General features: G+C 70.3%; 20 protein-coding genes and 1 other RNA gene. 8 read left to right on the plus strand and 13 right to left on the minus strand.

The features are described from left to right. Positions 1 to 17: 17 nt before the first annotated feature. From PQI07_RS09180 to PQI07_RS09200, 5 genes are all read right to left on the minus strand, one after another. Positions 18 to 3,290: an efflux RND transporter permease subunit gene (locus tag PQI07_RS09180; protein WP_043379305.1), complete on the minus strand. Its 3,273-nt coding sequence runs from the start codon at positions 3,288 to 3,290 to the stop codon at positions 18 to 20. Positions 3,291 to 3,627: 337 nt separating this feature from the next. After that, complete coding sequence (locus PQI07_RS09185) at positions 3,628 to 4,062, minus strand: tellurite resistance TerB family protein (RefSeq protein WP_043354888.1); 435 nt, start codon at positions 4,060 to 4,062, stop codon at positions 3,628 to 3,630. 93 nt (positions 4,063 to 4,155) lie between these two features. After that, on the minus strand, positions 4,156 to 4,356 hold the full coding sequence (locus tag PQI07_RS09190; protein WP_043354886.1) for a DUF3606 domain-containing protein: 201 nt from the start codon (positions 4,354 to 4,356) through the stop codon (positions 4,156 to 4,158). A gap of 76 nt (positions 4,357 to 4,432) precedes the next feature. Continuing rightward, on the minus strand, positions 4,433 to 4,654 hold the full coding sequence (locus PQI07_RS09195; protein WP_043354884.1) for a YbdD/YjiX family protein: 222 nt from the start codon (positions 4,652 to 4,654) through the stop codon (positions 4,433 to 4,435). Between the two features lie 10 nt (positions 4,655 to 4,664). Further along, complete coding sequence (locus tag PQI07_RS09200; protein WP_043379307.1) at positions 4,665 to 6,725, minus strand: carbon starvation CstA family protein; 2,061 nt, start codon at positions 6,723 to 6,725, stop codon at positions 4,665 to 4,667. A 288-nt stretch (positions 6,726 to 7,013) separates the two neighbouring features. Here PQI07_RS09200 and PQI07_RS09205 point away from each other — a divergent pair, with 288 nt between their 5' ends. Then, complete coding sequence (locus PQI07_RS09205) at positions 7,014 to 7,883, plus strand: NAD(P)-dependent oxidoreductase (RefSeq protein WP_043354879.1); 870 nt, start codon at positions 7,014 to 7,016, stop codon at positions 7,881 to 7,883. A gap of 190 nt (positions 7,884 to 8,073) precedes the next feature. Here PQI07_RS09205 and miaA read toward each other — a convergent pair whose 3' ends face one another. Further along, the gene (miaA, locus tag PQI07_RS09210) at positions 8,074 to 8,994 is read right to left on the minus strand and encodes a tRNA (adenosine(37)-N6)-dimethylallyltransferase MiaA (RefSeq protein WP_274926503.1); all 921 of its coding nucleotides are present in this window, start codon (positions 8,992 to 8,994) and stop codon (positions 8,074 to 8,076) included. Between the two features lie 14 nt (positions 8,995 to 9,008). Here miaA and serB point away from each other — a divergent pair, with 14 nt between their 5' ends. Beyond that, entirely contained in the window at positions 9,009 to 9,902 is an 894-nt protein-coding gene (gene serB, locus PQI07_RS09215) for a phosphoserine phosphatase SerB (RefSeq protein WP_274926504.1), read from the plus strand. A gap of 298 nt (positions 9,903 to 10,200) precedes the next feature. Here the strand turns inward: serB and PQI07_RS09220 are convergent, their stop codons facing one another. From PQI07_RS09220 to PQI07_RS09245, 6 genes are all read right to left on the minus strand, one after another. After that, complete coding sequence (locus PQI07_RS09220; RefSeq protein ID WP_043354872.1) at positions 10,201 to 11,742, minus strand: DegQ family serine endoprotease; 1,542 nt, start codon at positions 11,740 to 11,742, stop codon at positions 10,201 to 10,203. Between the two features lie 116 nt (positions 11,743 to 11,858). Then, positions 11,859 to 12,836, minus strand: coding sequence for a protease modulator HflC (gene hflC, locus PQI07_RS09225; protein ID WP_043379318.1), 978 nt, complete (start codon positions 12,834 to 12,836; stop codon positions 11,859 to 11,861). After that, positions 12,833 to 14,017, minus strand: coding sequence for an FtsH protease activity modulator HflK (gene hflK / locus PQI07_RS09230; RefSeq protein WP_043348254.1), 1,185 nt, complete (start codon positions 14,015 to 14,017; stop codon positions 12,833 to 12,835). The genes hflC and hflK overlap by 4 nt, the downstream gene beginning before the upstream one ends. A 284-nt stretch (positions 14,018 to 14,301) precedes the next feature. Next, positions 14,302 to 14,793, minus strand: coding sequence for a dihydrofolate reductase (locus PQI07_RS09235; RefSeq protein WP_043348252.1), 492 nt, complete (start codon positions 14,791 to 14,793; stop codon positions 14,302 to 14,304). Continuing rightward, positions 14,790 to 15,584 (minus strand): thymidylate synthase, encoded by a 795-nt coding sequence (locus tag PQI07_RS09240; protein ID WP_043348249.1) that lies wholly within the window; start codon positions 15,582 to 15,584, stop codon positions 14,790 to 14,792. Before PQI07_RS09240 ends, PQI07_RS09235 begins: the two co-directional genes overlap by 4 nt. A gap of 77 nt (positions 15,585 to 15,661) precedes the next feature. After that, complete coding sequence (locus PQI07_RS09245; RefSeq protein WP_053609366.1) at positions 15,662 to 16,516, minus strand: CPBP family intramembrane glutamic endopeptidase; 855 nt, start codon at positions 16,514 to 16,516, stop codon at positions 15,662 to 15,664. Here PQI07_RS09245 and ssrA point away from each other — a divergent pair. Both ssrA and PQI07_RS09255 read left to right on the plus strand, forming a co-directional pair. Continuing rightward, positions 16,508 to 16,889: a transfer-messenger RNA gene (gene ssrA / locus PQI07_RS09250) on the plus strand. The two genes, PQI07_RS09245 and ssrA, sit on opposite strands and share 9 nt — an antisense overlap. 65 nt (positions 16,890 to 16,954) lie before the next feature. Beyond that, on the plus strand, positions 16,955 to 17,581 hold the full coding sequence (locus PQI07_RS09255; RefSeq protein ID WP_043379326.1) for an SspB family protein: 627 nt from the start codon (positions 16,955 to 16,957) through the stop codon (positions 17,579 to 17,581). Between the two features lie 195 nt (positions 17,582 to 17,776). On the opposite strand, the gene PQI07_RS09260 is transcribed toward PQI07_RS09255, so the two are convergent. After that, positions 17,777 to 19,165: a cytochrome P450 gene (locus tag PQI07_RS09260; protein WP_075381090.1), complete on the minus strand. Its 1,389-nt coding sequence runs from the start codon at positions 19,163 to 19,165 to the stop codon at positions 17,777 to 17,779. A gap of 121 nt (positions 19,166 to 19,286) precedes the next feature. On the opposite strand from PQI07_RS09260, the gene fumC reads away from it, so the two are divergent. The 4 genes from fumC (at position 19,287) to PQI07_RS09280 (ending at position 21,898) form a co-directional block, all read left to right on the plus strand. Beyond that, positions 19,287 to 20,696 carry a class II fumarate hydratase gene (gene fumC, locus PQI07_RS09265; protein WP_043351115.1) on the plus strand — a complete coding sequence of 470 codons (1,410 nt, stop codon included), beginning with the start codon at positions 19,287 to 19,289 and terminating at the stop codon, positions 20,694 to 20,696. A gap of 55 nt (positions 20,697 to 20,751) precedes the next feature. Then, the gene (locus PQI07_RS09270) at positions 20,752 to 20,955 is read left to right on the plus strand and encodes a DUF4169 family protein (protein WP_043351113.1); all 204 of its coding nucleotides are present in this window, start codon (positions 20,752 to 20,754) and stop codon (positions 20,953 to 20,955) included. 10 nt (positions 20,956 to 20,965) lie between these two features. Beyond that, complete coding sequence (locus tag PQI07_RS09275) at positions 20,966 to 21,190, plus strand: ribbon-helix-helix domain-containing protein (RefSeq protein WP_043351112.1); 225 nt, start codon at positions 20,966 to 20,968, stop codon at positions 21,188 to 21,190. Between the two features lie 81 nt (positions 21,191 to 21,271). After that, positions 21,272 to 21,898 (plus strand): ParB-like protein, encoded by a 627-nt coding sequence (locus PQI07_RS09280; protein ID WP_043351110.1) that lies wholly within the window; start codon positions 21,272 to 21,274, stop codon positions 21,896 to 21,898. Positions 21,899 to 22,002 lie beyond the last annotated feature (104 nt).

Here is a 22,002-nt window from a genome sequence, read left to right on the forward strand (position 1 = left end):
AGCCGCCCGTCCGGCGCTCAGGCCGCCGCCGGTCGCCCCTCCGGCTCCAGGTAATCCTGCACCGGCCGGGCCGGACCGCCGCGCATCAGCACGTAGAGGAACGGCACCAGCAGCAGGGTCGCGGGCGTCGCGAAGGCGATGCCGCCCATGACGGCGCGGGCCAGCGCCGCGTTCTGCTCGCCGCCCTCGCCGGTGCCCAGCGCCATCGGGATCAGGCCCAAAAACATCGCCGAGGCGGTCATGAGCACCGGCCGGAGCCGGGTCTCGCCCGCGGTGATCGCCGCCTCCAGGGCGCTGCAGCCCGTCGCCTCCCGGTGCTCCTTGGCGAAGGTGACGAGCAGGATCGAGTTCGCCGAGGCGATGCCCACCGACATGATCGCCCCGAAGATCGACGGGATCGAGAAGGTCGTGCCGGTGACGAACAGTGCGAAGGTGATGCCGCAGAACGCCATCGGCAGGGCCGCGATCACCACGAACGGGTCGCCCCAGCTCTGATAGTTCACCGCCATCAAGAGGTAGACGGCGATCAGCGCGATGCCGAGGCCGATCTCCAGGCGGAAGAAGGCCGAGCGCATGTTCTCGATCTGGCCGCGCACCACGATCTTGTCGGGCGCCTCCAGGTTCTTCTGCTCGTCCTGGACGATGGCGTCGATCGCGCGGGCCACCGTGCCGAGATCCCGGTCCTGCACCGAGGCGAAGATGTCGAAGGTCGGCTGGATGTTGACGTGGCTGATCATGGTCTGCGTCGGCGTCCGACGGATGTCGGCGAGGCTCGAGAGCAGGGTGAGCACGCCGGGGCCCGAGCCGGAGGTGGCGGCCGCCCGCACGAATATCGGCGTGTTGCGCAGGTCGGTGAGTGAGCTGTTGCGGTATTCGGGCGTCTGCACCCAGAGCTGGTAGGGGATGCCGGTCTTCGGGTCGGGCCAGAAGTTCGGCGTGACCTGGTAGCTGCCCGACAGCGAGATGTTCATGTTCTGCGCCACCTGCTGCTCGGTGAGCCCGAGTTCGGAGGCGAGGCGCCGGTCGACGTCGACGTAGAATTGCGGCGCGTTGACGATCTGCTGCAGGTGGACGTCGACGAGGCCCTTCGTGTGCTTCAGCCGCTGGACGATGCGCTGGGCGACCTCCAGATCCTTCTCCTTGTGCCGGCCTGAGACCTGCACGTCGATCGGCGTGAGGACGCCGAAATTCAGGATCTGCGTGATCATGTCGGCGGGCTGGAAATAGACGGTCACGTCGGGGAAACGCTTCATCAGCACGTCGCGCAGGCGCTTCATGTAGCCGGCCACCGGGCCGTGCCCCTCCTTCAGGCTGATGAGCATCTGCCCGTCATTGTAGGAGACGAACGAGCCGTCCGAGAACGCGAAGTTGTAGTTGTTCGACGGCAGGCCGAGGTTCTGCAGGATCTGATCGATCTCATCCGCCGGGATCACCTCGCGGACGGTACCCTCGACCTCGGCGAAGACCTGCCGGGCGGTCTCGATGCGCATGCCGGTGCGGGTGCGCAGATGCAGGGTCATCTGGCTCGCCTCGATCTGCGGGAAGTAATCCTGGCCCACGAAGGCGAACAGCACGCCGGTCAGGCCGAGCACGCCGCCGACGACGCCGACGGTGACGATCCGGTGGCGCAGCACCGCGTGGAGCAGGCCGACATAGCCCCGGTGGAACCGCGCGAAGCCGCGCTCGAAGTGGCCATGGATCCAGCCGGCAAGCCGCATCACGGGGGCGCCGACGAGACCGGCGGCCCGGGCGATCCGGCCCCGGCGGGGGGCCTCGTGCTCCGCCCGGTCCTTGGCGTGCTTCTGCCGGTATTCCGGCGCCACGATCACGTCGATCAGCAGCGGCACCAGGGTGCGCGACAGCAGGTAGGAGGTCAGCATCGCGAACACGACCGCGAGCGCCTGCGGGGTGAACAGGTATTTCGGCGTGTCGGTCAGCGCGAACACCGCCGTGAAGGCCGCGCAGATCGCGAGCGTCGAGATCAGCGCCGGCTTGGCGATGCCGGCAGCGCCGTGGACCACGCTCTCGCGGAACTCCTCGCCCTCCTCGAACAGCCGGTAGGTGTTCTCGATCGCCACCGTGGCGTCGTCCACCAGGATGCCCACCGCCAGGGCGAGGCCGCCCAGCGTCATCACGTTGATGGTCTCGCCGAGCGCCGCCAGCACCGCGAGCGAGGTCATCACGCAGAGCGGGATCGAGATCAGCACGATGATGGTCGAGCGCCAGGAGCCGAGGAACAGCAGGATCGCCAGCCCCGTCAGGGCCGCGGCGGTCAGCGCCTCGTGCAGCACGCCCTCGATGGCGTTCGACACGAAGACCGACTGGTCGAACAGCGGCTTGATCGACAGGCCGTCGGGGGCGGCGGCGCGGATCGTCGGCATCGCCGCCTTGACGTTGTTGACGACGTTCAGCGTCGAGGCGTTGCCGTTCTTGATGATCTGCATCAGCACGGCCTGCTGGCCGTCGGCGCTGACCACGTTGACCTGCGGCGGGCCGCCGTCGCGGACATAGGCGACGTCGCGCATCAGCACGGGCTGGCCGGCCACAACCTTGATCGGCGCGAGGTTCAGGGTCTCGATCGAGGGCGGGGTGCCGTTGAGCTGGACCGGATATTGCTGCTCGCCGATCTTGGCGAGGCCGGACGGCACCGTCAGGTTCTGGGCCGTCATGGCGTTGGTGACGTCGAGCGGCGTCAGGCCGAGCGCCTGGAGGGCGTTGAGATCGAGATCGACCATGATCTGCCGGGGCGCACCGCCGAACGGCGACGGCAGGGTCGAGCCCGGGACCTGTGCGAGGGTCTGGCGGATCCGGTACTGGGCGTAGTCGTAGACCTCGTTGAGGCTCTGCTTGGCCGAGGTCAGGGCGAGCTGGATCACCGGCACCGAGGAGGCGGAGTAGCGCACGATCACCGGCGGCTGCGTGCCGGTGGGCATCACGGCGCGGATCGAGTTGGTGGAGGAGACCACCTGAGCGATGGCGAGATCCAGGCTGACGGACGGGTCGAAGTAGATCCGCTGAACCGCCGTGCCCTGGAGCGTCGTCGACTCCATCCGTCGGATGCTGTTGACGTTATTGGAGATCCCGTATTCGGCGTAGGTCGTGATGCGCTGTTCCATCTCCGGCGCCGACAGGCCGGTATAGGTCCAAACCACCACGACGACCGGGATGTCGACGACCGGCAGCACGTCCTTGGGCGTGACGAGGATCGCGCCGACGCCGCCGAGCATCATCAGCACGGCGAGCACGTAGGTCGTGATCCGGAACTTGAGGGCGTAGAGGACGAGGCCCATGCGGTCTCCGCCGGCCGGCGGCGGGCCGGCAATTCCGCGCTGTGTACCGGCTCACCGGCTAGACCCGGATTGTTTCGCGATCACGTCCGATCAAGCAAGGGCCGGACCGCATCGCCGCAGGGTTGCGGTCGCCCCCCTCATGCCCCGCATCCCGCTGCGCCCTCATCCTGCGGTGCCCGCGTCGTGGGACTCGAAGGCGGGCGCCAGGGATCGCGGCGCCGACTGGCGGTCTGCTTCGAGGCCTCCGCGGCGCTCCGGCCCCTCAGGATGAGGGGGCGGGTTGGCGAGACATCTCGGCGCAGCGTCCCCGCGTCCGCCGGGCGCTGCGCCCTCTGGATCACCGCAGCAGCGCGGACTTGTCGACCTGCAGCGCGGCGGCGATCTCGTCGAGCGCCTTGTGCTCGACCGCGCTGATCCCGTCGATATCGGCCACGTCGGCGCCGATCAGGAACACGTCCTGGCGCTGCTCGATCGGCCGCTCCGCGATGGCGCCGACGTGGCGCAGGTTCTCAATGCGCCCGGCCCGGGTCTTGGCTCGGGCGATCGCCTCATAGAGCTCCTGCTCGACGCGCAGCGTGTCGTACGACTTCTCGAGGATCGGGTTGGCGCGAATGCCGGTGATGGCCGACTCGATCTCCTCCTCGCCCACGTCCCCATCCGCCACGATGACGTTGGCGGCGGACGAAACCGCAGCCTGCAGGAAGACCGCGTCGCCCGCATACGACATGATCGTGCGGCCAAACCGAAGGATGGCGTCCTGGAAAATGCTCATGCCGACCTCCCGTCGGGCCTGAGATGGCGGATATTGTGGCCGCCGAGTCAAGATGCGGCCGAGCTTAAGCCCGGGATCGTGGAGGACGAGCGCTCAGGTGGCGGGCTCGTGGCCCGGCCAGTCCCGCCCGAGATGGGCCGCCACGCGGGCCGGATCGTCGCCGACCGCCGCCACGGCGGCCTCGACCTGCTCCACCGGAACCATGAACCGGCGCGCCCAGTAGGCCCGCTCCCAGGCATGGGCGATGTTGACGGCCCGGGGCTCGATCGGGGCCTGCACGCTCTCGTCGGTCATCGGTGCTCCGCGTCTCGCGAGGGCGGGGCGGCCCTCCGGCCTGGAGAACGCCGGCCGGGCCGCATCGGGTCCGCGCTCAGCAGCAGCGGAAGCCCGCGGTGTTGCCGACGCCGAAGCGGGCGTTCTCCCGGTTGCGGAAGAACTCCACCTCGGTCATCGGCGCCTGGTCCGGATGGGTGCGGCGGACATGCTCGGCATAGGCCGCGTAGTCCCCCTGCCCCACCATCAGACGGGCGCCGTCGCAGACGCATTTGGACAGCGTCCGGAGGCGATCCCGCAGGTTCGACGGCTGCCGCATGGCCCTCCCCCTACTCCGCCGGGACCATGTGGGGCTCGGTCTCCAGGGCGGTCCAGCGATCCGCGCGCCACGCCTTCAGGCAGGCGGCGATGCCGAAGCCCGCGATGGCGACGACGAGACCGATGAACAGGGCCGCCAGCACCGCGTCGATCCGGTCGTTGAGGATGATCTGGCTCATCTGGTCGGCGTTCTTGGCCGGGGCCAGGATCTTGCCCTCCGCGGCGGCGGCCGCGTAGCGCTGGGCGTGCGCCAGGAAGCCGATCTTCGGATCGGCGGAGAAGATCTTCTGCCAGCCGGCCGTGAGGGTGCAGATGCACAGCCACGCGGTCGGGATGATGGTCACGAACGCGTAGCGCTCGCGCTTCATCTTGAAGATCACCACCGTGCAGAGCGTCAGCGCCACCGCGGCCAGCATCTGGTTCGAGATGCCGAAGAGCGGCCACAGGGTGTTGATGCCGCCGAGCGGGTCGGTCACCCCCTGGTAGAGGAAGTAGCCCCAGGCCCCCACCGAGATGGCGGTGGCCGCGATGCTCGGCCCCCACGACGTGGTGTTCTTGAACGACGGCACCGCCAGCGCGACCAGATCCTGCACCATGAACCGGCAGGCGCGGGTGCCCGCGTCCACGGCCGTGAGGATGAACAGCGCCTCGAACAGGATCGCGAAATGGTACCAGAAGGCCATCATCGCCTTGCCGCCGATGGCCGACGAGATGATGTGGGCCATGCCCACCGCGAGCGTCGGGGCGCCGCCGGCGCGGGAGATGATCGTGTGCTCGCCGACATCGGCGGCGGTCTGGGTGATCACCTCCGGGGTGGTGGCGAAGCCGAGCTTGGTCACCGCGGCGGCGGCGGTCTCGGGCGTGGTGCCGAGCAGGGCGGCGGGCGAGTTCATGGTGAAGTAGACGCCGGGGTCGATCACGCAGGCCGAGACCAGCGCCATGATCGCCACGAAGGATTCCATCAGCATGCCGCCGTAGCCGATGAAGCGGGCATCGGCCTCGCTGGCGATCAGCTTCGGGGTGGTGCCCGACGAGATCAGGGCGTGGAAGCCCGAGACCGCGCCGCACGCGATGGTGATGAACAGGAACGGGAACAGGCTGCCCGCCCAGACCGGACCGGTGCCGTCGACGAACTTGGTGACCGCCGGCATCTGCATGTGCGGCGCCACGACGGCGATGCCGAGGGCGAGGCCCACGATGGTGCCGATCTTGAGGAAGGTCGACAGGTAGTCGCGCGGGGCGAGGAGCAGCCAGACCGGCAGGATCGAGGCGACGAAGCCGTAGCCGATCAGCATCCAGCAGAGCTGCGGGCCCGTGAAGGTGAAAGCCGGGCCCCAGACCGGGCTCGCCGCCACCGAGCCGCCGGCCACGATCGCCAGCATCAGCAGGACGAAGCCCAGGATCGAGACCTCGCCGATCTTGCCGGGCCGGATATAGCGGGAATAGACGCCCATCAGCATGGCGATCGGGATCGTCGACATCACCGTGAAGGTGCCCCAGGGGCTCTCGGCGAGCGCCTTGACCACGATGAGGGCCAGCACGGCCAGCAGGATCACCATGATCAGGAAGGTGCCGAACAGCGCGATGATGCCGGGAATCGTCCCGAGCTCGGCCCGGATCAGCTCGCCGAGCGACCGGCCGTCCCGGCGCATCGACACGAACAGGACCATGAAGTCCTGCACGGCGCCGGCGAGGACCACGCCGGCCAGGATCCAGAGCATGCCGGGCAGGTAGCCCATCTGGGCGGCGAGCACCGGGCCGACCAGCGGGCCCGCGCCCGCGATCGCCGCGAAGTGGTGGCCGAACAGGACGCCGCGGTTGGTGGGGACGTAATCGAGACCGTCATTGTGCCGCACGGCCGGCGTCATGCGCTTCGGGTCGAGGCGCATCACCTTGTCGGCGATGAACTGGGAATAGTAGCGGTAGGCGATCAGGTAGACGCAGACCGCCGCGACCACGACCCAGAGGGCGTTGATGGTCTCGCCCCGCTGGCTCGCCACGATCGCCAGCGCCGCGGCGCCGAGGGCGCCCACGAGGGCCCATGGCCCATGCCTGCCGAGCGCCGTACCCATGTCCCACTCCCTGACCGACCGCCTCGCGCACGGGGCCACGCGCGGGGGCTCCGGCTGGGACTTCGTGGTCCCGGGCTACACGGGCGGGTTATCCTATTCGTCCGCCGTTGACGCAAGCGATCCGAGCTGTGATGCAGCGTCGGCGGCGGCACGACGCCCAATGTGTCACATCGGGTCTCCGGCACGGCCCCGACCCCCTTCACGGCCAGGCTGCCGAGCTCCGTCGCCGTCCGCCGTCGGAGAAGGAAGGGCGCCGGCGCGGTCCGGGCCTGCGAGGAGCGGACAACCATGGCGAAGGTCGCATTCCTGGGTCTCGGCGTGATGGGCGGGCCGATGGCCGGCCACCTCGCCAAGAAGGGTGGCCACGACGTCACCGTCTACAACCGCACCACGCCGAAGGCGGAAGCCTGGGTGAAGACCTATGGCGGTGCCTTCGCCCCCACGCCCCGGCAGGCCGCCGAGGGCGCCGAGATCGTCTTCGCCTGCGTGGGCAACGACGACGACCTGCGCAGCGTCGTGCTGGGCGACGACGGGGCGCTCGCCGGCATGACGCCGGGCGCGGTCTTCGTGGACCACACCACCGCCTCCGCCGAGGTGGCCCGGGAACTGGCCGCGGCCGCGGAGGCCAAGGGGCTCGGCTTCATCGACGCGCCGGTCTCCGGCGGCCAGGCCGGCGCCGAGAACGGCGTGCTGACCGTGATGTGCGGCGGCGACGCGGCGACCTACGCCAAGGTCGAGGGCGCGATCGGGTCCTTCGCCCGGGCCTGCCGGCTGATGGGCCCGGCGGGCGCCGGCCAGCTCACCAAGATGGTCAACCAGATCTGCATCGCCGGCCTCGTCCAGGGCCTCTCCGAGGGCGTCCACTTCGCCAAGCGCGCCGGCCTCGACGTGGAAGCGGTGCTCGACGTGATCTCCAAGGGCGCCGCCGGCTCCTGGCAGATGGAGAACCGCGGCAAGACCATGAACGCGGGCAAGTTCGACTTCGGCTTCGCGGTCGACTGGATGCGCAAGGATCTCGGCATCCTGCTGGACGAGGCCCGCCGCAACGGCGCCAAGCTGCCGGTCTCGGCGCTGGTGGACCAGTTCTACGCCGAGGTTCAGGCCATGGGCGGCAACCGCTGGGACACGTCGAGCCTCGTGGCCCGGCTGGAGCGCTGAGGGCGGCAGCTCCCCTCGCGGTCCGGAGGGGTCGGAAACGGCCCCGTGTGCCCCCTCCCTCGCCCCGTCGCGGGAGAGGGTGTCGGGCGAGGACAGCGTCGGTGCAGAAGATTCTGCCCCGCGTGCAGGCCCTGCCTTCTCCGGAAGCCGGGCTCCCTCACCCGCACGGGGAGGGAGCCCGCGGGAAGCCTCACAGCGCCGCCGCAGCCTCCTCCGGATCCATCCAGCGCCAGTCCTCCCCCATCTGGTGGCGGAACCACGTGAACTGGCGCTTGGCGTAGGCCCGGGTATCCGCCTGTCCCCGGACGATCGCCTCCTCGAGTCCGATCGCCCCCTCGAGATACGCGATCAGGCCCGGCACGCCGTGGGCGCGCATCACCGGCAGCAGCGGGTCGAGGTTTCGCCTGTGCAGGCGGGCGACCTCGTCCAGCGCCCCTTCGGCGATCATGGTCCGGAAGCGGGCGTCGATGCGGGCGCGCAACACCGCGCGGTCGGGGGCCAGGAAGATTTTTTCGAGGGCCCACCCGGCGAGCGGCCCGGGTATCGGATCGCCGTAGAAGCTCGCGATCGGCCGGCCGGTGGCGAGAAAAATCTCCAGGGCCCGCATCACCCGCATCCGGTCGCTCGGGCGCAGGCGGGCGGCGCCCTCGGGATCATGGCGGGCGAGGTCGGCGTGCAGTGCCTCGGTGGGGCGGCCCTCGGCCTCCGCCCGCACCTGCGCGCGTACGGCCTCGGGCACCGGCGGAAGCTCCGAAAACCCCTGCTCCAGCGCCCGGAAGTACAGGCCCGTGCCGCCGACGAAGACCAGCCTTTGCCCGCCGAGCGTCGTCAGCAGTGCCGCCACATCCCGTGAAAAATGCCCCACGGAATAGTTCACGGCGCCGTCGACATGCCCGTAGAGCCGGTGGGGCACCCGTGCCTCCTCGTCCGGGTCGGGCCGGGCGGTGAGGCGCCGCAGGTCGCCGTAGACCTGCATGGAATCGGTGTTGATCACCACGCCGCCGTGACGCTCCGCCAGCCGGGCGGCCAGCGCCGACTTGCCCGACGCGGTGGGCCCTGCGATGAGGATCGCCGCCGGGCGCCCCCCGGCTTCCTCCCGGTCTGGCGGCAAGGTGAAACTCCACGATGCTGGTCGCGGTCCTGATAGCAAACCCGGATCGGCCGTCCATCACCGATGCGGTGCTGGCCGAGGCCCGCGCGGTGCTGCGGACGGAGCACCAGCCCCGGATCCTGCACGGCGCGGTGGCGGCCGAGCTGCTCGTCCCGGGCGAGCCCGCCGCCGCGGCGTCCCTCACCGACGCGCTGCGGACGGCCCTTGCCGGTGAACCCATCGACCTCGCCGTGCTCCCCGCCGACGCGCACCGGCGCAAGCGCCTGTTCCTGGCCGACATGGATTCCACCATGATCGAGCAGGAATGCATCGACGAGCTCGCCGGAACGCTCGGCCTCAAGGAGCATGTCGCGACGATCACCGAGCGGGCGATGCGCGGGGAGATCGCCTTCGAGCCGGCGCTGCGCGAGCGCGTGGCGCTCCTGAAGGACATCCCGGTCGGTGCGGTCGACGGGCTGATCGCCGAGCACCTGACCCTGACCCCGGGCGGCCGCACCCTGGTGCGGACGATGCGGGCGCACGGCGCCCACACCTGCCTGGTCTCGGGCGGCTTCACCCTGTTCACCGGCCCGATCGCGGCGATGATCGGCTTCGACGAGCACCGGTCCAACCTGTTGGGCGTGGCGGACGGACGGCTCACCGGCTTCGTGGAGGATCCGATCGTCGGGAAGGCCGAGAAGCGCGCGGCGCTGATCGAACTCCGTGAGGCGCTGTCCCTCGGCCCTGCGGAGACGCTGGCGGTGGGCGACGGGGCCAACGATCTCGACATGCTGACCGAGGCCGGCCTCGGCGTGGCGTTCCGCGCGAAGCCCGCGGTCGCCGCCGCGGCGCGGGTCCGGGTCGAGCACGGCGACCTCACCGCGCTCCTGTACCTGCAGGGCTATGCGGCGGCGGAGTTCGTGGGGTGAGCCCTCACTGAAGGGTGCGGGTCGGGGCGCGGACCGCGCCCGGAACGGCCGGGGCCTGAACGCCGATCGCACCGACCCGCCGGCGCACCGGCTCGACCTTCGCGCAGGCGACGGCGCCCATCGCGGCCGCGATGTCAGAGCGTGTCGATACGCGGAGCTTCTCGATCTCCGGTTGGTTCGCGAACCGCTGCGCCTCGCGGCACCGGCGTGCCGCGCCGCGGCACCACGGGTGTCCTGAACGCAGGAAGGCCGCCGCTCCTCGCGAAGCGACGGCCTTCGATCTCGCGTGGGACAGCGCTCAGTCCAGCCCGACGGCCACGAAACGGACGTCGCCTGTGGCGCTCGCCACCAGCAGCAGCACCGACTTGCGCCCATCCTTCTTCAGGGCGTCGATCCGCTTGGTCACCTCCGCCGGGGTGCTCACCGCCTCCTGGCCGACCTCGACGATCACCTCGCCGGGCTGGATCCGCTTGTCGGCCGCCGTCGAGTTCGGGTCGACCCGGGTGACGACCACGCCCTTCACGGTGTCCTTGATGGAGAACTTCTTGCGCAGCTCGTCGGTCATGCCGGAGAGGTTGAGGCCCAGCGCCTGCCGGGTGGCGCTCTCGGGCTCCGGCTGGCGCAGGTTGGCGAGCTGCGGCTTGTCGCTGTCCTCCAGGCGGCCGAGGGTGACGGGCTTCGTCACCTCCTCGCCCTTGCGGACCACGACCACGTCGACCTTCTGACCCACGGGGGTCGAGGCCACGATCCGCGGCAGGTCGCCGGAGGCCTTCACCGGCGCACCGTTGAACTTCAGGATCACGTCGCCGACCTCGATCCCGGCGGTCTTGGCCGGGCCCTTCTCGTCGACGCCGGCCACCAGGGCGCCCCGCGCCCCGCCCTTGAGGTTGAGCGCCTCGGCGGTGGTGTCGTCGACGTTCTGGATGCGGACGCCGAGCCAGCCGCGGCGGACCTCGCCGAAATCGCGGAGCTGATCGATCACGGGCTTGGCCGTACCCGACGGGACCGCGAAACCGATGCCCACCGAGCCGCCGGTCGGCGACAGGATCGCCGTGTTGATGCCGATCACCTCGCCGTCCATGTTGAACAGCGGACCGCCGGAATTGCCCTTGTTGATGGCCGCGTCGGTCTGAATGTAGTTGTCGTAGGGTCCGGACTCGATGTTACGGCCCCGGGCCGAGACGATGCCGGCCGAGACCGAGCCGCCGAGCCCGAACGGATTGCCGATGGCGATGACCCAGTCGCCCGGGCGCATCTTGTCCGAATCGCCGAACGGCACCGCCTTCAGCGGGTGATCGGCCGGGGGCTTCACCCGCAGGACCGCGAGATCGATCTTCGAATCCTTGCCGACGATCTCGGCCTTGAGCTTGGTGCCGTCGTGCAGGATGACCTGGATGTCGTTGGCGTCGCCAATGACGTGGTTGTTCGTTACCACGAGGCCGGCGGCGTCGATGATGAAGCCGGAGCCCAGGGAATTGGACTTGCGCTGCGCGCGCGGCGCCTCGCCGTCACCACCGCCGCCGCCGCCTCGGCCGCCGCGCCGGTTGAAGAACTCCTCGAACAGGTCCTCGAACGGGGTGCCCGGGGGGACCTGCGGCATGGCGCGGCCGCCGCGGGCCTCCACGGTGGTGGAGGCGGAGATGTTGACCACCGCGTCGGTGACCTGCTCGGCGAGATCCGCGAGCGAGGCCGGCCCCTTGGCGAGGGCGGGAACCGGCAGGGCGGCCGCGGCTACGGAGGCGCCGATCAGGATCGAGGCCATCAGCGCGCGGGCGCGGGAACGGGGCTGCGCGGTGGCGCGGCCGAAGGGCGCCACGGGGGCGCTCGCGACGGGGTGCATGGTCGACCTCTTCAAGAACGCGTTTCCGGCGCCGCGGGCCTCGACCGATGATCGGGGGCCCGCGGGTTTTCCTGCAAGGTAGTCTCCGGACGCCGGGGCGCCAACTCGCATCCCGATCAGCGTGCCGTCCCGGCCGCGGACCCGGTGGTGGACCCGGTGGCGGCGCTCGGATCGGCCGGTCCGCGCGGCCCGCGGGCCGCCGGGGCCGGGGGCCGGCCCTGCGGGTCGCTGAAGTACCGGAAGAAGTCCGAGGTCGGGCTGATCACCAGACGGGTGTCGGATCCCTTCAGCCCGCTCTCGTAGGCCTGCATCGAGCGGTAGAAGCTGAAGAAGTCCGCATCCTTGCCGAACGCCTCGGCGAGGATGCGGTTCTTGTCCGCGTCACCCTGTCCGCGCAGCTGCTCGGAGGTCTGCGTCGCGTCGGCGAGGATCACCGTGACCTCGCGGTCGGCCTTGGCGCGGATCGTGGCGGCGATCTGGTCGCCGTTGGCGCGGATGTCGGCGGCCTCGCGCTCGCGCTCGGTCTTCATCCGCCGGTAGACGGCGGCCGAGTTCTGCGCGGGCAGATCGACGCGGGTCATGCGCAGGTCGACGATCTCGATGCCCAGCGCCTTGGCCTGCCGGTTCACGTCCTCCTGGATCTGGTGCATCAGCTGGCCGCGGTCGGTCTTCACGATGGCGTCGCGGGTCGAGCGGGCGAGCACGTTGCGCAGGCCGGAATTGGTGAAGCTCGCGAGCCGCTGGTTGGCGAGCCCGATATTGCCCACCGCCTGGTAGAAGCGGAGCGGGTCGAGGATCCGGTAGCGGGCGAAGGCGTCCACCTCCAGGTTCTGCCGGTCGGCGGTGAGCACCGTCTGCACCGGCAGGTCGAGGTCGAGCACGCGCTTGTCGAACAGGACCACGTTCTCCATGAACGGGATCTTGAAGTACAGGCCGGGCTTCTCCTCGCCGGTGGCGTTGAGGACGGCGCGGACGCGGCCGAACTGCAGGACCAGGGCCTGCTGCATCTGGCCGACGGTGAAGATCGACGCGTAGAGGCCGATCGCGACGATCGCCGCGATCGCGATCAGGCCGGTGCGGAGAGCCTGCTTCATCGGGCGGCTCCCGTCTGGGTCTGGGCGCGGGCGCCGAACTCCGAGAGCGGCAGCACCGGCAGCACGCCGGCGGCGGTCGCCGCCCCGGGCTGCGTCCCGTTCTGGTCGATGATCACCTTGTTCACGGACCCCAGTACCTTTTCCATCGTCTCCAGGAAGATCCGCTCGCGGCTGATCGCCGGGGCGGCCTTGTAGGAGGCGTAGACCTCGCTGAAGCGGGCCGCCTGGCCGGTGGCGTCGGCGGTCGCCTTGGTCCGGTAGGCCTCGGCCTGCTGGACGATCTGGGACGCCTTGCCGCGGGCCTGCGGCACTTCGCGGCTCGCGTAGGTCTTGGCCTCGTTCTGCGCCGTGTCGGCGTCCTGCTGGGCCGCGTTCACGTCGATGAAGGCGGGGCGCACCTCCGGCGGCGGGTTGACCGAGACGAGCTGCACCACCTCGATGCGCACGCCGGCGCCGTACTCGTCGAGCGCCTTCTGGACCATCTCCTTCACCTCCTGGGCGATGCTCGACTGCTCGTTGGTGAGGATCGCCTGGATGTTGCGGCGGCCGATCACCTCGCGCATCGCGCTCTCGGAGATCGCCTTGATGGTGCCTTCCGGGTTCTGGAGGTTGAACACGAAGTCGGAGGCCTTCAGCGGGTTGACCCGCCACTGCACCTCGAAATCGAGATCGACGATGTTCTCGTCACCGGTGAGCATCAGGCTCTCGTCCGGCACGTCGCGGGTGCGGCCCTGGCCGTTCGGACCGGCGCGGAAACCGATCTGGATCGAGTTCTGGGAGCCGACATCCGGCTTCACCACCCCGCCGATCGGATAGGGGAAGTTGTAGCGCAGGCCCTCGCCCTTGGTGCCGACATAGCGGCCGAAGATCGTCTCGATGCCGACCTGACGGGGGTAGACGGTGTAGAAGCCGGTGGCGAGCCAGATCGCGACGGCGAGCACGGCGATCACCGCCGCGCTGCGGCCGCCGCCGACACCCTGCGCCCCGCCGCCCCCATAGCCGCCCGAGCCGCCACCGCCGCCCGGGATCAGACCGCGCAGGCGGTCCTGCCCGCGCCGGAGCAGGTCCTCAAGATTCGGCGGCGTCTTGCCGCCGCCGCCGCCACCACCCCAGGGACCGCCGCCGTTGCCGCCGGGCCGGCCCCACGGGCCCCCGCCGCCGCTCTGATTGCTCCAAGGCATCCTAGACGTCGTCTCCTGCCTGTCCGCGCCCGGCCCATACCCCGGCCGGCGCCCCCTGCCTGAACGGCCACGCTCGCCCGCCTAGTCCCGGCCATCCGGATCGATCGCGAGGCGACCGCATCCGGCCTCAAGCCTTAAGAGCCTGCACGCACGCATCTTCCCGCAGGATGCGCAGGCCCGGCGTGAGCACGCGCACCCGACAGGCACCTGCGGGCGCGCGCCCCGTGCTGTCAAGGCTGGCAGGTGGGCATGCGCGGCATGGAACGCAATTGCGGCGGCGCGCCTCAGCGGACGCGCTCCCAATCGACGAACGCGAAGGCGTGCTCGTCCCGGGGTCCCGCCGGATGCGCCTCGCGGAACGTCTCCCGGAAGCGACCGCGGTCGAAGGCCGGGAAGCGCACGTCGCCCTCGGGCTCGGCCTCGACCTCGGTGAGATGGAGCCGGTCGGCCTGCGGGAGCGCGAGCGCATAGATCTCGGCCCCGCCCACCACCATCAGCTCCGCCCCGGCGGCGGCCGCCAGCGCGGAGGGCCAGTCATGGACGGTCTCGACCCCCTCGGCGCGGAAGCCGGCATCCCGGGTGAGCACCAGGGTGCGACGCCCCGGCAAGGGCCTGCCGATCGAATCCCAGGTCCGCCGGCCCATCAGCATCGGCTTGCCCATGGTCAGGGCCTTGAAGCGCTTCAGGTCGCTGGAGAGATGCCAGGCGAGGCCGTTGTCGCGGCCGATCACGCCGTTGCGGGCGACCGCGGCGACCAGGGAGACGATCGGGCTCATACCGCCACCGGGGCCGCGATGGCCGGGTGCGGCTCGTAGCCCGCAATGGCGATGTCCTCGTACCGGAAGGCGAAGAGGTCGCGGACCTCCGGGTTGAGCCGCAGCTGCGGCAGCGGGCGCGGGGTCCGGCCCAGCAGGGTCCGGGTCTGCTCCAGGTGGTTCCGGTAGAGATGCGCGTCGCCGAAGGTGTGGACGAAGTCGCCGACCCCGAGGCCGGTCACCTGGGCGATCATGTGGGTCAGCAGGGCGTAGCTCGCGATGTTGAAGGGCACGCCGAGGAAGGCGTCCGCCGAGCGCTGGTAGAGCTGGCAGGAGAGCCGCCCCTCGCTCACGTAGAACTGGAACAGGCAGTGGCAGGGGGCGAGCGCCATCCGGTCGAGGTCGGCCGGGTTCCAGGCCGAGACGATCAGGCGGCGGGAATCGGGGTTGCGCCGGATCTCGTCGAGCACCCAGGCGATCTGGTCGACGGTGCCGCCGCCGGGCTTCTCCCAGGAGCGCCACTGCTTGCCGTAGACCGGCCCGAGATCGCCGTGCGCGTCGGCCCACTCGTCCCAGATCGTCACGCCGTTGGCTTGGAGCGCGGCCACGTTGGTATCGCCCGTCAGGAACCAGAGCAGCTCGTGGATGATCGAGCGCAGGTGCAGCCGCTTCGTGGTGACCAGCGGGAAGCCGGCCGACAGGTCGAAGCGCATCTGGTGGCCGAACACCGAGAGCGTGCCGGTGCCGGTGCGGTCGTCCTTGGCCACGCCCTCGTCGAGGATGCGCCGGAGCAGGTCCTGATAAGCGTCCATCGGTCATTCCTGCGCGCCGGCGCGACGGCGGGCAAGCGCGCCGCCGACATCTGTCCACCGCCGTCACCAGCTGGCGGTCAGGCCGGCCAGAGCAGGTAGGTCACGAGGGCGAGGTTCGACCAGCCGTGCAGGGCGATCCCGGGCCAGAGCCGGCCGGTCCGCCAGCGCAGCCAGCCGAGCGCCAGGGCGAGCGGCAGCAGGGAGACCGGCCGGGCGAGCCCCCAGGAGGAGATGTGGGCGGCGGCGAAGATGACCGCCGTGACCAGGATCGCCCCCGCCGGCCCCAGCACCGCCCGGGCACGGGCGAAGGCCTCGCCGCGCAGCAGCAGCTCCTCGGCCACGGGCGCCAGGATCGCCAGATAGGCGAGCCACGCCGCCACCGCGGCCTGGCTCATGAACGGGGACAGCCGCACGTGCTGGCCGAAGCTGGCACCGAACAGTTCCGCGGTGCCGGTGACCCAGGCGATGTGCAGAACCGGCCAGACGAGGAGGAGCCCCAGCAGGGCGACGGGCCGCATCCCGTTCGGGCGCTCGCGGTCGAGGGCGAGGCGGCGGCGCCAGCCGGTCCGGTCGCGCCACCAGGCCGCACCCACCACCAGAACGGCGAGGAACACCTGACGCAGGACGTCCGTGGCGAAGGCACGGTGGGTCAGCTCCACCGCACCGAGGAACGGGCGCCGCTCCGGCGGCAGGAACGGATCGATCCCGCTCCACAGATCGAACCCGACGCGCACGACAGCCAGCGCGAGCAGGCTCGCGGCGCCGAGATAGAAGACGACGAGCGCGACCAGCCCGCCGAGATGCCAGGCCGCCGACCAGATGCCGGGACGAGGGGCGTCGGCCACCGCGCCGGAAGGCGACTGCGCGCTTCCGGCAACAGCCTCACCCGGAGGCTCCAAATGAGACGGCGGCGCGACACGATCGGGCTTCAAAACCGGACCGATCCCCTCTATATCTTGGGAGCCGGTCGCGAGGCCGGCTATGGCGATAAACGTTCTTCGCAATAAACCTATCGGACCCGGGGGCGGTACCCGGCGCCTCCACCCGAGCCCAGGACATGCTGCCGCAAGGCGCGTGATCTTAGCCTGGGCTTTGGCGGGGGCGAAATAGGATCGACGAGGGCGTAAAGGTTGGACTTTCGCTCGGCATGGTTCCGCCGTTATCGGGCCTTTGCAATAGTTGCCAACGACAACTTTGCTCCGGTGGCGGTGGCCGCGTAAGCGGTCCCCAATACCGACCTAAAGTCCTAGCGGGTAGCACCGCATAGGCGGGGTTCGGAGGCACCTGGCAACAGAAGCCTTCACTTCCAATCCTCGGTCCAGCCATCCGCGGCGGGGCGCCGGGCAGACCGGGCGAGAGCGCAACCGCAGATGGCAGACGACCTCATCCGCTACGATCTACTGGTACAGGACGCCCTGCGCGGCGTGGTCCGCAAGGTGCTGACCGACGCGGCCCGCGAGGGCCTGATGGGCGAGCATCACTTCTACGTCTCGTTCCGGACGGAAGCGCCCGGCGTGCGGATCTCGCAGGCCCTGCGGGAGAAGTACCCGCAGGACATGACGATCGTCCTGCAGCACCAGTTCTGGGACCTCAACGTCACCGAGCACGCCTTCGAAGTCGGCCTGTCCTTCTCGGGGGTGCCGGAGCGGCTGCTGGTGCCGTTCGACGCCCTGTCGGGCTTCTTCGATCCCTCCGTGCAGTTCGGCCTGAAGTTCGATCTCAGCGAAGCCGGCGAGACTCCCGAGGAGGCGAACGCCGCCCCGGCCAAGCCCGGCCCGCGCGGGGCCGGTTCGGAACCCGGCGAGGTGCGGCCCAAGAGCGCCGGTCTCGCCACGATCGGTTCCGGTGCGCCGAAGGGGCTGCCCGCTCCCGCCGCTCAGGGCGAGAAAGCCGCCGGCAAGTCCGACGACAAGGCCCCCCGCCCCGCCGCCAAGAAGGAGGGCGAGGAGGGCAGCGCCGAGGTCGTGAGCCTGGACGCCTTCCGCAAGAAGAGCTGAGCGTCTCCCGGGCCGGATCGACGGCCGGGACGTCCTACGGGAGACGACACGGTCGCGCCTCCGATGCTGTCGGCGGCTGCGGGGAGCCCGCGCCCGATCGCCAGGCGATGCGCGACCCTCGAGACCGTCGATCAGATCCGGTCGCCTTCCCCTCCGGCCGTCCTGCTGCACCGCGGCACGGTGACCGGGCCCGGCCTAGCCCCGCGCCACCGCGTCCATGCGCAAGCCGTGCTCCGGCCGCAGCGTCACCCGGTGGAGCGGCGTCACCGGCGGATGATCCGCCGGCAGCCGGAATCGCACCGCCCGCACCACATGCGCCAGCACGATCACGGCCTCCTGAATCGAGAAGCTCTGGCCGATGCAGACCCGCGGCCCCGCCCCGAACGGCAGATAGGCGAAGCGCGGAATCGTGTCGCGGTTCTCGGGCAGGAACCGCTCCGGCACGAAGGCCTCCGGATCCTCCCACAGCAGATGATGGCGGTGGAGCACCCAGGGCGCCACCATGACCAGCGAGCCCCGCGGCACCTTGATCCGGCCGAGCCGGTCGTCCCGGATCGCCTGACGGCTGAGGAACGGCACCGGCGGGAACAGGCGCATGGCCTCCTCGATCGCCGCCCGGGTGAACGGCAGACGCTCCGCGGAAAAATCCCCCGGCCCGGCGGCGTCGACCTCGGCCTCGATCTGCGCCTGGGCGGCCGGATCCTGCGACAGGCAGTAGAGTGTCCAGGTCAGGGAATTGGCCGTGGTCTCGTGCCCGGCGGCGATGAAGGTGACGATGTTGGCCTTCACGGCGAGATCCGAGAGCCCGTTGCCGGTCTCGGGATCCTGCGCTTCGAGCAGCAGGGTCAGCAGGTCCCGGGGCGCCTCCCCCCGCGCCATCAGCGCCTTGCGGCGGGCGATGAGCTCATCGACCACCTCGGCGAAGAAGCGGCCCGCCGGACGGGCCCGCAGGCGGCCGATCCGCGGCACGAAATCGGGCACGCCGAACACGTCGAGGGGGTCGATCGGCCCGACCGCTTCCAGGAAGCGCGTGATCGCACGGCCGAGGGCATCGGGATCGCTCGGCAGGCCTTGCGTGAAGATCGTCCGCTCCAGCACGTCGAGCGTGACGCGGGTCATCTCAAGGGCCACATCGACCTGCTTGCCGTCGCGGCGGACGAGGCGGCGGCCGAGACGGGCGCCGGCGGCGTTCATCGCCTCCGAAAAGCCCTGGACCGTGCGGGCGTTGAAGATCGGCGCCAGCGTCCGGCGCTGGAGGCGCCACTCGTCGCCCTCGGCGCTGAGCAGACCGTTGCCGAGCCCCGGGGCGAGGACACGCCGCTGCAGGTCGTCCTTGCGGTAGCCGTCGGCATTCTCGATGAGCAGGTAGCGGATCAGCGCCGGGTCGCTCACCAGGGTGATCCGGCCCATCGCGCCCTCGGCCGCCACCACCGGCAGCTTGAAATGCGCGTCCATCCAGGTGGTGATCGGATTCTTCCGGGCCGCCCGCAGGAAGTCGAACAGGCCGAGCGGCGCCTTCAGCGGCGGCGGCACGACGGGGCGGAACCGGGCGGCGGGTTCGGACAGATCGATCGTCGCGCTCATCGGCTCCTTGTCCGGCGGGAACAGAGCTTCGCTCTTGTCGGGGTGCCGGGAAAACCGGCATCGCGATTCACCCGCGCCTCATTTAAGTAGGCACCGCACGGCACCAGACGTAGAGGCCACGATGTCGCCCACCGAGACCGCCACCCGCACCGAGTCCGACACCTTCGGGCCGATCGAGGTTCCGGCGCATCGCTACTGGGGCGCGCAGACGCAGCGCTCGATCCAGAACTTCAAGATCGGCACCGACCGGATGCCGGCACCCCTCGTCCACGCCCTCGGGGTGGTGAAGCAGGCCGCCGCCCTGGTGAACAAGGATCTCGGCGCCCTCGATGCTACGCTCGCCGACGCCATCGCGGCCTCGGCCGCCGAGGTAGTGGAGGGCCGCCACGACGACGAGTTCCCCCTGGTCATCTACCAGACCGGCTCGGGCACCCAGTCGAACATGAACGCCAACGAGGTGATCGCCAGCCTCGCCAACGAGCGCCTGGGCGGCCAGCGCGGCGGCAAGTCCCCGGTCCACCCGAACGACCATTGCAACCGCGGCCAGTCCTCCAACGACACCTTCCCCACCGCCATGCACATCGCGGTGGCCCGCGAGATCCAGGGGCGCCTGCTGCCGGCGCTCTCCCACCTGCACGGCGCGCTGGACGCCAAGGCCAAGGCGTTCGCGTCGATCGTCAAGATCGGCCGCACCCACCTGCAGGACGCGACGCCGGTCTCGCTGGGCCAGGAATTCTCCGGCTACGCCGCCCAGGTGGCGCTCGGCGGCTCGCGGGTCGCCGCGACCCTGCCGGGGGTCCTGGCACTCGCCCAGGGCGGCACCGCGGTCGGCACCGGCCTCAACGCCCATCCGGAATTCGCCGACCGCTTCGCCGCCAAGGTCGCGGAGCTGACCGGCCTGCCCTTCACCTCCGCCGAGAACAAGTTCGAGGCGCTGGCCACCCACGACGCGCTGGTGTTCACGCAGGGCGCGCTCGCGGCCCTCGCCGCCGGCCTGTTCAAGATCGCCCAGGACATCCGCTTCCTCGGCTCGGGCCCGCGCTCCGGCCTCGGCGAATTGTCGCTCCCTGAGAACGAGCCCGGCTCCTCGATCATGCCCGGCAAGGTCAACCCGACCCAGTGCGAGGCGCTGACCATGGTCTGCGCCCAGGTGATCGGCAACGGCACGACGGTGAGCTTCGCCGGCAGCCAGGGCAATTTCGAACTCAACGTCTTCAAGCCGGTGATCGCCAACGCGGTGCTGCAATCGGTGCGGCTGCTCGCCGACGCGGCAGTGAGCTTCACCGACAATTGCGTCGTCGGCATCAAGGCCAACGAGGACAAGATCGCCGACCTGATGAGCCGCTCGCTCATGCTGGTGACCGCGCTCGCCCCCTCGATCGGCTACGACAAGGCCGCCGAGATCGCCAAGACCGCGCACAAGAATGGCACCACCCTCAAGCAGGAGGCCCTGCGCCTCGGCTACGTCACCGAGGCGGAGTTCGAGCGCGTGGTCCGGCCGGAGACGATGCTGGCGCCGAGCGCCGACTGATTGTTGTGTGACGTCCCGGCGCGGAGCCTCCCGCGCCGGTTACGGGAGGCGATCCGTGGCCGAGATCATCAATCTGCGCCAGATCCGCAAGGCGAAGGCCCGTGCCGAGGCCGACACGAAGGCCGAGGCCAACCGGATCGCCTTCGGCCAGCCGAAGAAGGCCAAGACCCTCCAGCAGCGGCGCAAGGCCCTCGAGACCGAGCGCCACGAGGGCCATCGCCTCGCGCGGCACGAGCCGGATTCCGACCCGAACGCATGATCCGCCTCCCGTGAGCGCCGGCCTCACCAAGCACTCCGTGATGATCGCCGGTCACCGCACCAGCGTGTCCCTGGAGGATCCGTTCTGGGCGGCGCTGCGGGAGATCGCGGAGGCGCGGGGCCAGTCCGTCCAGGCCCTCATCGGGGCGATCGATGCCGGGCGCGACGGACAGAACCTGTCTTCGGCGATCCGGGTCTTCGTCCTCGAAGCCGTGCGCGCGATGCCGGAAACGTGAGCGCGTCGCGCCCTGTCCGATCTGCCGGTCCCGAATAGCTTGTGACGTGCGCGTGACAAAATCCCGCAGTCAGGAGATCCCATGGCCACCCGAGAGCCGCTGCTCAGAACAATCCCGATCGCCGAGCTGCGCCCGACGCAGATGACGGTGGGCTACCGTGAAGTGGCGGAGAAGCGGCGGCGCTGGCGGGAATACGACGGCGAGAAGAAAGAGGAGTTCCTCGGCGCCCATATGATCCCGACGCTGCTCGGGCCGAAGAAGCGCCATTACATCATCGATCATCACCACCTCTCCCGCGCCCTGCACGAGGAAGGGGTCGAGAGCGTGCTCGTCACCGTGGTGGCCGACCTGCACTACCTCGACAAGGACGCTTTCTGGACGGTGTGCGACCACAAATCCTGGGCGCATCCCTACGATGCCGAGGGCGTGCGCCAGCACTTCAAGGACATCCCGAAATCGGTCGATGCCCTGGCGGACGATCCCTACCGCAGCCTCGCCGGCGAGCTGCGCCGGGCCGGCGGCTTCGCGAAGGATACCACCCCGTTCAGCGAGTTCCTGTGGGCCGACTTCCTGCGGCGGAACATCAAGGAGAAGCGGATCGAGGGCGACTTCTCCTCCGCCCTGGAGCGGGCGATGGCGCTGGCGAAATCCAAGGACGCCGACTACCTGCCCGGCTGGTGCGGACCGGTGACCCGCCCCATCCGATAGGGCGCCGCCGGGTCGTCGCGGTGGATCCGCCCGACCGTTTCGCGTGACGCGGCGGGCTGTCTGCCCGAAAAACGCCCCGCCCCTGGGCGAGGTTCGGGGGGGCC

This window comes from Methylobacterium sp. 092160098-2 (assembly GCF_028920805.1).
In the GTDB taxonomy this organism is placed as follows: Bacteria; Pseudomonadota; Alphaproteobacteria; order Rhizobiales; family Beijerinckiaceae; genus Methylobacterium; species Methylobacterium fujisawaense.